This window comes from Methanospirillum lacunae, from assembly GCF_003173355.1.
Lineage (GTDB): Archaea > Halobacteriota > Methanomicrobia > Methanomicrobiales > Methanospirillaceae > Methanospirillum > Methanospirillum lacunae.
On the sequence record NZ_QGMY01000006.1, the window covers coordinates 400,612 to 413,141 of the forward strand.

The 12,530-nt window shown below is 34.9% G+C and carries 12 protein-coding genes; 10 read left to right on the plus strand and 2 right to left on the minus strand.

Translation table 11 applies throughout. The annotated features are described in order from the left end of the window. Positions 1 to 4 precede the first annotated feature (4 nt). Positions 5 to 784 (minus strand): hypothetical protein, encoded by a 780-nt coding sequence (locus DK846_RS17455; RefSeq protein ID WP_146201174.1) that lies wholly within the window; start codon positions 782 to 784, stop codon positions 5 to 7. Positions 785 to 874: 90 nt separating this feature from the next. Between DK846_RS17455 and DK846_RS07765 the strand changes: the two genes are divergently transcribed. The 3 genes from DK846_RS07765 (at position 875) to DK846_RS07775 (ending at position 4,657) form a co-directional block, all read left to right on the plus strand. Continuing rightward, a complete protein-coding gene (locus tag DK846_RS07765) occupies positions 875 to 2,074 on the plus strand; it encodes a glycosyltransferase family 4 protein (RefSeq protein ID WP_181391675.1) in 1,200 nt (399 codons plus the stop codon). A gap of 301 nt (positions 2,075 to 2,375) precedes the next feature. Then, positions 2,376 to 3,377, plus strand: coding sequence for a glycosyltransferase family 4 protein (locus DK846_RS07770; RefSeq protein ID WP_109968349.1), 1,002 nt, complete (start codon positions 2,376 to 2,378; stop codon positions 3,375 to 3,377). Between the two features lie 80 nt (positions 3,378 to 3,457). After that, complete coding sequence (locus DK846_RS07775) at positions 3,458 to 4,657, plus strand: glycosyltransferase (protein WP_181391676.1); 1,200 nt, start codon at positions 3,458 to 3,460, stop codon at positions 4,655 to 4,657. On the opposite strand, the gene DK846_RS07780 is transcribed toward DK846_RS07775, so the two are convergent. Continuing rightward, positions 4,643 to 5,380: a methyltransferase domain-containing protein gene (locus tag DK846_RS07780; RefSeq protein WP_109968351.1), complete on the minus strand. Its 738-nt coding sequence runs from the start codon at positions 5,378 to 5,380 to the stop codon at positions 4,643 to 4,645. The two genes, DK846_RS07775 and DK846_RS07780, sit on opposite strands and share 15 nt — an antisense overlap. 579 nt (positions 5,381 to 5,959) lie before the next feature. Between DK846_RS07780 and DK846_RS07785 the strand changes: the two genes are divergently transcribed. Genes DK846_RS07785 through DK846_RS07815 form a run of 7 tightly spaced genes read left to right on the plus strand, consistent with a single transcriptional unit; the run spans position 5,960 to position 12,456 of the window. Continuing rightward, positions 5,960 to 6,931, plus strand: a complete 972-nt coding sequence (locus tag DK846_RS07785) for a glycosyltransferase (RefSeq protein ID WP_181391677.1) — start codon at positions 5,960 to 5,962, stop codon at positions 6,929 to 6,931. Positions 6,932 to 6,952: 21 nt separating this feature from the next. Continuing rightward, positions 6,953 to 7,948, plus strand: coding sequence for a Gfo/Idh/MocA family protein (locus DK846_RS07790; protein ID WP_109968353.1), 996 nt, complete (start codon positions 6,953 to 6,955; stop codon positions 7,946 to 7,948). Next, the gene (locus DK846_RS07795; RefSeq protein ID WP_109968354.1) at positions 7,945 to 8,829 is read left to right on the plus strand and encodes a UDP-3-O-(3-hydroxymyristoyl)glucosamine N-acyltransferase; all 885 of its coding nucleotides are present in this window, start codon (positions 7,945 to 7,947) and stop codon (positions 8,827 to 8,829) included. Before DK846_RS07790 ends, DK846_RS07795 begins: the two co-directional genes overlap by 4 nt. 12 nt (positions 8,830 to 8,841) lie before the next feature. After that, complete coding sequence (locus DK846_RS07800; RefSeq protein ID WP_109968355.1) at positions 8,842 to 9,954, plus strand: DegT/DnrJ/EryC1/StrS family aminotransferase; 1,113 nt, start codon at positions 8,842 to 8,844, stop codon at positions 9,952 to 9,954. Continuing rightward, positions 9,948 to 11,069, plus strand: a complete 1,122-nt coding sequence (locus DK846_RS07805; RefSeq protein ID WP_109968356.1) for an N-acetyl sugar amidotransferase — start codon at positions 9,948 to 9,950, stop codon at positions 11,067 to 11,069. Before DK846_RS07800 ends, DK846_RS07805 begins: the two co-directional genes overlap by 7 nt. Positions 11,070 to 11,072: 3 nt before the next feature. After that, on the plus strand, positions 11,073 to 11,681 hold the full coding sequence (gene hisH / locus DK846_RS07810) for an imidazole glycerol phosphate synthase subunit HisH (protein WP_109968357.1): 609 nt from the start codon (positions 11,073 to 11,075) through the stop codon (positions 11,679 to 11,681). 4 nt (positions 11,682 to 11,685) lie between these two features. Beyond that, positions 11,686 to 12,456 (plus strand): AglZ/HisF2 family acetamidino modification protein, encoded by a 771-nt coding sequence (locus tag DK846_RS07815; protein ID WP_109968358.1) that lies wholly within the window; start codon positions 11,686 to 11,688, stop codon positions 12,454 to 12,456. Positions 12,457 to 12,530: the final 74 nt, after the last annotated feature.

The following is a 12,530-nucleotide window of genomic DNA, read 5'->3' on the forward strand; positions in this document are numbered from 1 at the left end:
ACTTTCACTCTTTTTTTCGTAATGGCATTAAAACCACCTTTTTGCCAACATTTGAAATCAAATCAAATGAATAACTTTTAAAGTAATCAAAGGTGCTATCATTCCAACGCTCTGGATGAATGGTTAGATAACAGATATTATACCGCGTATGGGAAATCCAATCAATGAGATCATCTGTTTTTCGAATTTTGGGTAGTTCTTTTGAAGAAATCAAATGATCTCGCATTGAATATTCAAAAGACCAGGTTCTTCCAGTATCTGAAAAATAAGGTACATTATTGATTGAATGATAAGCATCACAAATTAAATTATATGAAGATAACTTATAAATTTTAAAAAAATCATAATTCGAATAAGAGGAAAGAGGGCTGCCGTGCATACAAACCGAGGTTACTGAAGAAATATTTCTGAACATTTTTAGTTCTTTGCGAAATATTTGTTCAGCTATTTTAACATCACCTTTTGCCTTCGCCATGACTTCATAGTGATACCCAATCTCATGGCCAAAAGATTTTATTAATTGAATTGTTTCTTGATTAAATGTATAAGGATATCGAAAATAGAAAGTTGAGATAATGTTTAATTTATATTCTAATTCGGCTATACGCAAAGCATTCTTAATATTCCGATCAATATCATGACGGATTAATACAACACGATTATTACTAGAAGACGGTAGACTGGAACAATAATCAGATATCTTTAGTGGTTTAAAATGAGAAGAAATTAGAGCATTACACAATTCTCTATATTTGTCAAGAGTAAAATCTGTAATTATCTGCATATAATTTATTTATCCTATCAAAATTTTAAAGGAATCATTATTAAATTTGATTATCTACATTTTTAATTGAACTGTATCATGAAAGTCCTTATGATAACTAGTGCTTATCCTTCAAACATCACTCAATCACACGGCATAATAATTGCTTCACTCGCTAATGCTTTATCCCAAAAAGGAATCGAAATATGTATTTTAGCTCCTAAAACAACGAGTAAAACTCCAGATACTTTGAATGAAAATGTTAAAGTATTTAGATTTAATTACTTCTTTCGAAGAAAAATGCAAATCCTATCAGAAGGACCAGGTTTGTATTTTCAATTTCAAAGTTATCTTTTAGCAAAAATCCAGATTCCATTTTTCTTATTTTTTGAACTAATTTTCCTTATTTTAATAATAAAAAAAGAGAATCCAGATCTTATACATACTCATTGGATTATCCCTCATGGTATCATTGGAGCGATTGTCCACAAATTTTTAGGAATACCACATCTGATTTCTATTCACGGAACTGATGCTTACATAATCAGTAGTAATAGATATTACATACAATTTCTCAAAATGGTATTATCTAACTCTAATGCAATATCTGCAAACAGTACACATAACGCAAAAATGATAGAACCTTTTATCATTTCTAATAGTAGGAAAATTTCAATCATCCCAATGGGCATGGGCATTCAAATACCCCCCATACCTTCATTAAAAACGAGACAGATCAATAGGAAAAAAAATCTGAATATTCTATTTGTAGGTCGATTAATTGAACTGAAGGGTGTTGATATTCTCATAAAAGCATTTGTACATATACTTGAAAAAAAACCGATCGCCAAGTTGATAATTATTGGTGATGGTCCAGAATTTCAATCATTAAAACAATACTCTCATAATTTTTCAATTTCTCATGCAGTTAAGTTTACAGGACGACTATCAAAAGATGAATTATATGATTATTATAAAATAGCCGATCTCCTAGTATTACCCTCCCGAATAGTTAATGGTCAATGTGAAGGACTAGGAGTTGTATTGCTTGAGGCAATGGCCGCTGGTATTCCGGTAATCGGGAGTAATATCGGGGGAATACCAGATATTATTATTGATAAGGTAAACGGCCTACTCGTTCCCCAGGGAGAGCCTCATGTTTTAGCGGAGGCGGTAATCCAGGTTTTAGAAAATCCGAAGTTAGCAGAGAAATTCAAAAAAGCCGGATTAGAAACAGTGAATGAACGATTTTCATGGGACATCATTTCGGCACAATTTGTTGATATATACAAAAAGGTATTGAACAAGTAACATGCCCGATCGCCAAAAAGGATACCCTAAAAAATTAATTATTCAAAAATTATCGATGAATAAAGAAAGCAGTTAGAATGCAATTTATAGCAGATAACAATATGATAGATAATATTGTCAAAAAGAATTGACTGGATCTCAAAGTTCAGGAGGGATTATTATCATTCATTTCATTATTCCTGTCTCTATAAAACCTACCAGGAGATCTTAATCGCAGAAATTTTCGATGATTTTACTAGGTCTTGTATCCAAGAATCCAACCGAGATTCAATAGCTAGAAAAATAAAATTTAGGATGATTTATGAAAATACTATTTCCATTATTATCTGCAGGTTCAGGATCTGATGTTTTTACTTTAAATCTGGTGTTTGGACTAAACAAATCATCAGTGAATGCTGAAATCCAGTACATCCCTTCATGGTCCGGGTATATACCATCATTTGCCGGCAGGCTGTGTAATTCATCAGGGTATGATATTATCCATGCCAATACCTGGAATGGATATGGTTTTAAGCGGAGTCAACCACTTGTTGTTACTGAGTATCATGTAACTCATGATCCATTGTTAAAGCCATACACAACTCCTCTACAGAGATCTTATTATAGGCATATCTTCAAATGTGAACAAAAAAGTCTTGATTCCGCTGATCTGGTAACCACAATAAGCCATTATACTCAGGACAAACTAGAGGAAATTTTTGGTTATTCAGATTCTAAAATGATCTACTGTGGAATCGATACATCGCTGTTTAGTCCATCTCATGTTTACAAAACAGATTGGGGTATTGATGAAAAGACCACAGTTCTTCTATATGTCGGAAACCATCTACGTCGAAAAGGAGCAGATCTTCTCCGCCCGATTATGGAGGAACTAGGCGATGGATTCCTTCTTTTGACGACGACAGGACTACGGACCAATAGAGACATCCCTTCCAGAAATATTCGTTCATTAGGAAAGATGGGAACTCAGGAACTTGTACAGGCATATAATCTCTGTGACATGCTCTTGTTTCCCTCGCGGCTTGAAGGGTTCGGTCTCTGTGTTGCTGAAGCAATGGCATGTAAAAAACCAATAGTTACAACGAATACTTCAAGTCTTCCGGAACTTGTTCAACAGGATAAAGGAGGGATTCTCTGTGAGATAGATGATGTATCTGGATTTGCTGACGCAGTCAGGTATCTGGCTGAAGACGAAAATCTCAGGAAAGACATGGGGAGATATAATCGGCAGAGGGTACTCGAAAGATTTAATACTGAACATGTGACCAAAAAATATTGTCGAATATATAATTCAATATACTAAAGATCTCCTTAAGATAATAAATAATACTCATAATCCGAGTTATCAAGATGAAAATACTAATGATTTCAGGAAGCCCGATAATGGGTGGAGCAGAAATTGCTTCTCGAAGAATTGCATTGGCATTAGCATCCTGTGGTTGTGAAGTAATATTTATTAGTCTGGTCAGGACACCAATTATTCATTCGCGAATTGTCCATATAATTATAAAATACGAAAAAAATCAAGAGTTTCTATTTAAAGTTCTAAAAAAAACCTCATATCCTTTATCATTTTATTTTTCTACCCGATATTTTTTTGATAAAGTTAAAACAATAATTATTAAAGAAAAGCCGGATATTATCAACATTCACAATATCAAGCAAGCTTTTTGGTCGTCGGATTTTGTTGCCTGGTGTAGCAGGTTAATCCCAACAATATGGACTCTGCATGATATGAGCAGTTTTACAGGAAGATGCGTTTATACATTTGAATGTGAGCAATTTTTATGTGGATGTAATAACTGTCCTCGTATTAATATACCAATTATTTGTTCCAAAAAGTTTATTCATACACAATGGAATAAAAACCGGTATAATATTGTATCAAATAAAAATTTGTATGCCGTTACCCCATCAAATTGGTTAAAATCTCAAGCAACACGAGGATTTTGGGAAGAAAAACAGATTATGGTAATTCCCAATTGTATAAATTTAACTGAGTATTATCCTCGTGATACCATTAAATCTAAAAAAGAACTGGGCATATTTGATTCAAATCAAACAATTTTATTAACTTCGCATGATCTTAATGAAAAAAGAAAAGGTATAGGCGCCATAATTGAGTCATTGTCTAATAATCATCCTGAAGCAAAAATATCTTTTATTTTAATGGGAAATGGGGATAAGATAAAGGGATTAAAACATAAATTTCCTGTATATCACCTGGGATATATTTCCAAAGAATTAATGCCTATAGTGTATTCTGCCGCAGATCTCCTCGTTCATCCCTCCATTGCTGATAATTTACCAAATGTAATTATGGAGTCATTATCAGTCGGTACTCCCGTAATCGGCTTTAATATAGGAGGTATCCCAGAGATGATAATTCCTGAAAAAACAGGATGGCTCGTCGAAGATATTAATTATGAACTGATGAGTGATAAAATATTGGAAGCATTAACAATTATTAAAAAAGATCCGTTAATTATTCAAAACGCTTGCCGTTCATACGCAGAGGAGAATTATGCAGAAAAAATTATCGGATCAAAGTATATGAGGCTTTATAATTCATTGATTTCCTGATTTTTTTGCAATTATAAAAGTTCCAAAAAACATACACCCATTCTTGGGTAGTATATAATAACCGACCAATCCTAAGATATTAATTAATGAGTAAATAAAAATTGAAAATGTTGTTCTAATAATAATATTATTTATTTTCTGAATAAAGACTGTTCTTAAGAAACAATTCATCAAAAGGGTCAATACCCTAAAATCTGGAATAATCTTTGTCATATATTGGATAGTAAAACCATTGTTTGATAATTTATTTGCAATCCCAAATGATGTGAATCGGTAAAAATCATATGGTATTTCATGTTCTTCCCAAATAAATGGAACAGTTAGGATTAATCTTCCTTCATACGTTATTATCCGATTTACATCACTCAACAACCTATTCGTATCCTTAACATGTTCTAATACTTCAATCATCAAAACTGTATCAATTGTGTTATTTTTTATAGGAATGCTTTTCCCATCAAAAAATACATCGATGGGTTCATCCATATGTGAATGACCTGAAAGAGGGGTATCTAATCCTATATATGTAGAAGTCTTGAAAAGATCAAAATATGGTTTTTTTCCACATCCAAGATCAAGAACTATATCAGATTTATCAGGAACATTTCTTTTTATTTCATCAAGTATTCCTTTTCTAGAGTAATAAAAAGGATTTGTAAAAAAACCTATCAATCCAGGATGATGAGATTTTTTAGAGATGAATTGTTTAAAATTTTTTATCATAACATTATATCGACATATTATTCTCTATTTTTCATTGGAAGTATGCGTTGTATATTCAATTATCTGAATCCAAAGATCATAAAGGGTTCCATAACACGCGGTTTCCGATGTAAACAGAAACAATCAAATGTTTTGTTACTCATTTTTGTTTAAAGTTGGGAATTAAACCCTCATTTGCATATAAATATAGTCACTACCAATTTCTTATAAGGTTATTCGCATAAAAGTTTCTGAATAAATTCAATAATAAAAGTGGGTGGGTTTTGTATGAAAAAAGTTTTATTAATTTCTTACTTCTATAATCAACTCAATGAAATTGGATCAATTCGTATTCAAGGTTTAACAAAATATTTACCAGTTTTTGGTTGGGAACCAGTAATCCTTACAATATCAGATTTTGAAAACAAAGAGGATATTATTAAATCCATTCTCATTACGACCCCATGTCGGAGTGTGCTCGGCGAATGGAAAACAAAAATAGGTATAAACCCAAATAAAAGAATTCGTGAAAAAGTAGGATTAGATTCTAAAAAAGAAGGGAGGAGTATAAGAAATCGCTTATATCTCTTATGGAAAGAAATGTTTCTTTATCCCGATGACGCAAAACTATGGCATTCAGAGGCAATAAACGCGTTTGAAAAATATATTCAGAATCAGAATGTTGACGCAATTATAAGTTCATCCTGCCCCTTCACCTGCCATCTTATCGGACACGACATTAGTTCCCAATACAATATTCCCTGGATTGCGGATTTCAGAGATCTCTGGACTGAAGGTCCATATTATGAGTACTCCAATATCAGACGAAGAATCGAGCGGAAATTAGAGATTAAAACTATAAGTAATGCATCAAGGATCGTTTCAGTCTCTGACTCGTATGCACATGAACTTCAAATGGTGCATCCTGATCATCAAATAGAAGTTATTCAAAACGGATTTGATGAAGATTTACTTCAATTGAATGCAAATGTTTTAGATTTAAAATTCTCGATTACCTATACAGGAACATTGCGTTATGGTCGTCGTGATCCCGGATTGTTATTATATGCTATCAAAGAACTGATTGAAGAGAATAATATTGATCAGGATGAGATAGAGATCAATTTTTATGGGGATTCACCACATTGGTTATATGATGAGATCAGGAATCTTGGAGTGCAAAACATTGTTAAAGTCCATGGTCATGTAACCAGAGATGAGGCACTGGCAGTACAACGTTCCTCACAAATCCTTCTCCTTCTAACCTGGAATGATCCTCATGATAAAGGCATGTATACTGGAAAATTATTTGATTATCTGGCAGCCTGTCGACCAATACTCTCAATTGGTTATCCAGATTCAGTAGCAAATCAGGTTATCAGAGATGTGGGAGCGGGTAGTATTGCCAGTTCAAAGGAAGAAACAAAAGAAATTATACTTAATACCTATAAACAATTCAATCGAACCGGATTCGTTAAATATACTGGTGATAAATCAAAGTTATTCCCATACTCACAGAGGAAAATGTCTGAAAAATATGCTAGAATTCTGACAGATATAATAGGTGATTAATACGATTAATGGTAAGGGATTATGATTCAGGTTGCCCAGATTGGAATCGGCTACTGGGGACCTAATATTTTGAGAACATTAAGGAATAATACTGAGTGCCAGGTGAAATATGTTGTTGATATCTCACTGGAACGACGTACATATGTAAATAACCTGTATTCAAATATTATAACTCTTGAATCGCCTGAATCTGTATTTCTAGATCCGGATATTGATGCAGTCATCATTTCAACACCTGTTCATACCCATTATAGTCTTGCAATGGCGGCACTTCATCATGGAAAGCATATTCTGGTAGAAAAACCACTCGCAACCTCTATTCATGAAGTAGATATGATTCATCAGATCGCGAGCGAGAAATCCAAAGTTGCAATGGTAGGGCATACGTTTCTGTACAATAGTGCTGTCCGTTATATTAAGAATCTAATAAATTCAGATTCTCTGGGAAAAATCCGTTATATTTACTCCCAACGCCTAAATCTTGGACGAATTCGTTCAGATGTAGATGCACTATGGAATTTTGCACCACACGACATTAGTATACTACAGTATTGGCTGAATGATCCAAAACCAGATGCTGTTTTCAGACATGGCATGGATTTCATCCAGGATAATATTGAAGATGTTGTTTTTCTTACAATTAGATATCCACAAAAGATATTGGCAAATATTCATGTCAGTTGGCTGGACCCGAGAAAAGTTCGTCAGATTACTATAGTTGGATCAGAAAAAATGGTTATATATGATGATATGAAGGAGGATAAGGTCGTAATTTTTGACAAAGGGATAGATAAAAAAGCAATTCTCGGGGAAAATATGGACTATGATTCTCCATCGTCGTACTTTTTTTCATACAGGTCAGGAGATATTTTAATTCCCAAAATAAATTATGAAGAACCGCTGATGGTTGAGATTCAGCATTTTATAGATTGTATAAACGGTAAAACACAATGTATTTCAGGGCCTGAACATGCCAGGAAAGTAGTAGATATACTATCTCGGTGTAAGTTGGTATGAAATTAAGTGATTGTCCATCATTTTTCAAAATCCATAATGATGGTAATTTTTTATCACTAGGAATTCTAAGATATTCCGGGGATGAAGTCCTCAGTTTCTTAACTGATCTCTCATACTTACCTATACTTCTTAATAATAGTTCTATTAGTTGCATAATTACCTTTCCTGATTTTATTTGCAACATACCATCTCACATAGGTATTGCATATTCGTCAGAACCACGACGTTCCTTTCTTGAGCTTCATAATTATTTAGCATTAAACACCGATTTTTATTCTAAAAGTAAATTTTTAACTAATATTCACCCTACTGCAAAGGTTTCTCCTTCTGCAATAATTGCAGAAAACAACGTTTCAATAGGAGAAAGAACAATTATCCATCCAAATGTGGTAATCAATAAAAATGTAACAATAGGTTCGGATGTAATCATCAGAGCAGGAAGTATCATCGGGACTGAGGGATTTTATCCACAAAGATACGCTGATAAGATCTATAAGGGTATTCACTCAGGAGGTGTTGATATTGGAGAGGGGTCTGAATTGCAAGCAAATGTTACGGTGTGCTCAGGTATATTTGGAGGAAATACCCGTGTCGGGCAGAATTGTATGATTGCCAATGGCGTTGACATTGCCCATGATGTAACCATTGGGGAAAAAACACTAATCGGTGCAGGAACGATATTATCTGGTAATTTAGTCATAGGTTCAAATGTCTGGATAGGTCCAAATTCAACGATTTCAAACAACTTAGTAATCGGAGATGGGGCAAATATATCTCTGGGCTCTGTTGTGACATGCTCAGTTCCTCACCACACCAAGTACTCAGGCAACTTTGCTATCGAACACAAAAAATTCTTGCAGTTCATCCGAACAATACGATAATTCAGGTAAATAATGTCTGAAAAAATTCCATTTGTTGATCTAATAACTCAGTATAATCTCATTAAAAATGAAATTGATACAATCATAAATGAGGTAATATCCTCTGCTTCTTTTATTAGAGGAACTTATGTGCAGCAGTTAGAAAACTCATTTGCATCCATGTGTGGAGTTGAACATTGTTTAGGTGTTGGCAATGGGACTGACGCCTTGCATATTGCTTTAAAGTGCCTGGGAATTAAAAGGGGTGATGAGGTACTCACATCCGCTCATAGTTGGATCTCAACACCCGAAAGTGTAAGCATAACCGGTGCAAAACCTGTTTTCGTAGATATCGAACCAGATTACTATACAATCGATCCTTCTTTAATAGAACAGAAGATAACTAAAGATACAAAGGCGATTCTTCCGGTTCATATATACGGCCAACCGGCTGATATGGATCCAATCCGCGATATTTGTGAGGATCGGAATTTATTTCTCATAGAAGATTGTGCACAGGCTCATTTCGCAGAATATCATGGGAAGAAAGTAGGAAACCTGGGAGATGTTGGGACATTTAGTTTTTATCCAAGTAAAAACCTGGGTGCTTATGGTGATGGCGGTTGTATCACATGTAATGATAGTAAACTTGCAGAGAAAATGAGGAGGTATGCAAATCACGGTTCATTAAAGAAGCATGATCATCTATTTGAAGGAATCAACAGTCGTCTTGATGGGATTCAAGCTGCAGTTTTGCTTGTAAAAATGCGATACGTTGAACGGTGGAATGCAAAACGACAGATGATCGCTGATGAATACAAATTAAAACTTCAAAACTTATCCGAAATTTCTGTGCCAAAAATCCGTGATAAATCCTCTCACGTATTTCATGTATATGCAGTTGAAGCTGATAAACGTGATAATCTGGCAATGTTTCTTGAAGAGAAAGGGATACAAACAGCAATTCATTATCCAAAATTTCTTCCATTCGTTACCGCTTATTCAGGTATGAACAATAATAAAGATGATTTTCCGGTATCATGGAAATTTCAGAATCGAACCTTGTCCCTTCCAATGTATCCGGAAATGATGAGTGAACAGGTCGAAGTCGTATGTAAAGCGATTCAATCATATTATGATTGTTAAATTTCTTTACCAGGGGTGATACTATAAATACAATAACTTGTAACCGGTGTATTCTGGATAATACATTTCCGGATATATTCTTTGATGAAGAAGGGATATGTTCATACTGTCGGAAATACGAGAGTATGAACTTGAAATACTCAAGTAATGATGAAAAATCATCCATATTACCTAGTTTGATTCAGAAAGTGAAGAATGATGGAAGAAGTAAAGAGTACGATTCAATAATTGGCCTTAGTGGAGGACGTGACAGTACATACTGCCTGTATCTCCTTAAAGAATGGGGTCTCAATCCTCTCGCAGTTCATTTTGATAATAATATGGATTCAAAAATTGCTGTTCAGAATATTAAAAATGCTTGCAGAAAGCTGGATGTAGATCTCCACACATTTGTAGTTGATTGGGAGGAGTATAAGGATTTACAGATGGCATTTTTTAAAGCTTCAATCCCTGCTATAGATGCACCACTCGATCATGCAATTATTTCCACTCTTTTTCAATATGCATATGATAATAAAATCTCATATATCATTAGCGGAGGTTATTTCAGGGGGGAGGGCCCGATACCACGAGAATGGTCATGTATAGATGCAGATTTTATCAGAGATGTATATAAAAAGCATGGTAAACTTTCACTTAAAAAATATCCAATAAGATCGTTTTTTCAGCAATTGCAATATCGTTTAAACGGCCTTACTACAATTCATCCCCTGAATTACCTGAACTTTGCCTATCGTGATGCAATGCAATTGATGGAGAGAGAACTAAATTGGCAATGGTATGGTGGACACCACTTCGAATCAATATTTACCAGGTGGGCTTTTGGATACTACCTCCCAACTAAATTTGGAATCGATAAGAGAGGGACGGATTTCTCTGCATTAATCCGATCGGGTCAGATGACAAAAGATGAAGCGATGGCAAAAATGAATGATGTTTTCTACTCAGCTGATCAGGAGAAAGATGATCGACGATATATAATGAATAAACTTGAAATATCTGATTCAATGATGGATGATATACTTTCAGCGCCACCACGTAAAAACTCGGATTATGCTCATAGTTCACAGTACATCCGCATCATCCGCAATCTTATCGGACCGAAACAAATTTGATTTATGATTCTTGTTCTAGATTACGGACTTGGGAATGTACATTCTATTGCAGCAAAGTTCGTTCAAATGGGAGAAGAAGTTCAGATATCATCATCGATAGAATCCATTGAAGCTGCAGATCGGATTATTCTTCCAGGAGTGGGAAATTTTGGCACCGGGGCTAAAAATCTGTCAAATCTTGAGATCTGTGGTTTACTGAGGAGGCGTATCATACATGAAAAGGTGCCAATTCTTGGAATATGTCTTGGTATGCATTTACTGACACAAAGAAGTGAGGAGGGAAACGGAGACGGACTAGGCCTCATTGAAGGAGAAACAAAACGATTTAGATTTGAAAATAACATTCTCCCTCTTCCCCATATGGGTTGGAATGAAGTTCGCATTAGAAATAATTCTCCTCTCTTCGACTCGATTCCAGACAACAGCAGATTTTATTTCGTTCATTCGTTTCATCCAATATGTGTCGTATGTTCTGATGTAATCGCGACAACGAATTACGGATATGATTTTTCATCTGTCATAGGGCGGGATCTCGTGTGGGGTGTTCAGTTCCATCCGGAAAAAAGTCATAAACAGGGAAAGCAACTCATGAAAAATTTTGCAAGGCTCTGATTTGATGCTCCAAAAGCGTGTAATCCCATGTCTGCTTTTAAAGGATGGTCTTTTTGTCAAGACAATCCAGTTCAAGAACCCAAATCATATCAGCGAACCTATTTACGCCATTAAAATTTTTAATGACTATGAAGTAGATGAGCTGATGATTCTTGATATCATGGCATCCCGAACAGATACATCCAATATTCCATTAGATCTCATCTCTAAGATTTCTGATGAAAGTTGGATGCCAATTACCTACGGGGGAGGAGTTCGCTCACTTGAGGATATGCATCAGTTGTTTCGGTCGGGTGTTGAAAAGGTCTGTATTTCCTCTTATGCAATTAAATATCCGGATTTTATTACAAATGCTGCACGAGAATTCGGATCTCAGAGTATTGTAGTCTCAATTGATGTCAGAAGACGGGTGAATGGTTCGTACAACGTCTGGACTCATGGAGGGACTGAAGAGACCAATTTAGAGCCATTACAATGTGCAGAAATAATTGCAGAAGCAGGAGCAGGCGAGATCATCATCCACTCTATTGATAATGATGGGATGATGTCGGGATATGATATTAATCTGATTCGAAAGATCACTGATCGGGTCAGAATACCGGTTATAGGTCTCGGGGGTGCCGGAAGTTATGATGATATTAAAAAGGTTATACATGATGGAGGTGCTTCAGCAGCAGCGGCAGGAAGCATATTTGTATATTTCGGGAGAAAAAAGGCAGTTTTAATTAATTATCCGGATCGGGAAGAAATAAACATGATATTAAGCGGTACTTGATTTCCTTTTTTAGTACTATCAATTTTTTAGTTGCGATATTTATTACAGTTCACGTGAAAGTTTTTCTACAATTA

What these genes read in the sequence shown, in the direction of transcription:
- DK846_RS17455 (WP_146201174.1), bottom strand. Translation starts at nt 784, where the DNA reads ATGCAGATAATTACAGATTTTACTCTTGACAAATATAGAGAATTGTGT.
- DK846_RS07765 (WP_181391675.1), top strand. Translation starts at nt 875, where the DNA reads ATGATAACTAGTGCTTATCCTTCAAACATCACTCAATCACACGGCATA.
- DK846_RS07770 (WP_109968349.1), top strand. Translation starts at nt 2,376, where the DNA reads ATGAAAATACTATTTCCATTATTATCTGCAGGTTCAGGATCTGATGTT.
- DK846_RS07775 (WP_181391676.1), top strand. Translation starts at nt 3,458, where the DNA reads ATGGGTGGAGCAGAAATTGCTTCTCGAAGAATTGCATTGGCATTAGCA.
- DK846_RS07780 (WP_109968351.1), bottom strand. Translation starts at nt 5,380, where the DNA reads ATGATAAAAAATTTTAAACAATTCATCTCTAAAAAATCTCATCATCCT.
- DK846_RS07785 (WP_181391677.1), top strand. Translation starts at nt 5,960, where the DNA reads ATGTTTCTTTATCCCGATGACGCAAAACTATGGCATTCAGAGGCAATA.
- DK846_RS07790 (WP_109968353.1), top strand. Translation starts at nt 6,953, where the DNA reads ATGATTCAGGTTGCCCAGATTGGAATCGGCTACTGGGGACCTAATATT.
- DK846_RS07795 (WP_109968354.1), top strand. Translation starts at nt 7,945, where the DNA reads ATGAAATTAAGTGATTGTCCATCATTTTTCAAAATCCATAATGATGGT.
- DK846_RS07800 (WP_109968355.1), top strand. Translation starts at nt 8,842, where the DNA reads ATGTCTGAAAAAATTCCATTTGTTGATCTAATAACTCAGTATAATCTC.
- hisH (WP_109968357.1), top strand. Translation starts at nt 11,073, where the DNA reads ATGATTCTTGTTCTAGATTACGGACTTGGGAATGTACATTCTATTGCA.
- DK846_RS07815 (WP_109968358.1), top strand. Translation starts at nt 11,686, where the DNA reads ATGCTCCAAAAGCGTGTAATCCCATGTCTGCTTTTAAAGGATGGTCTT.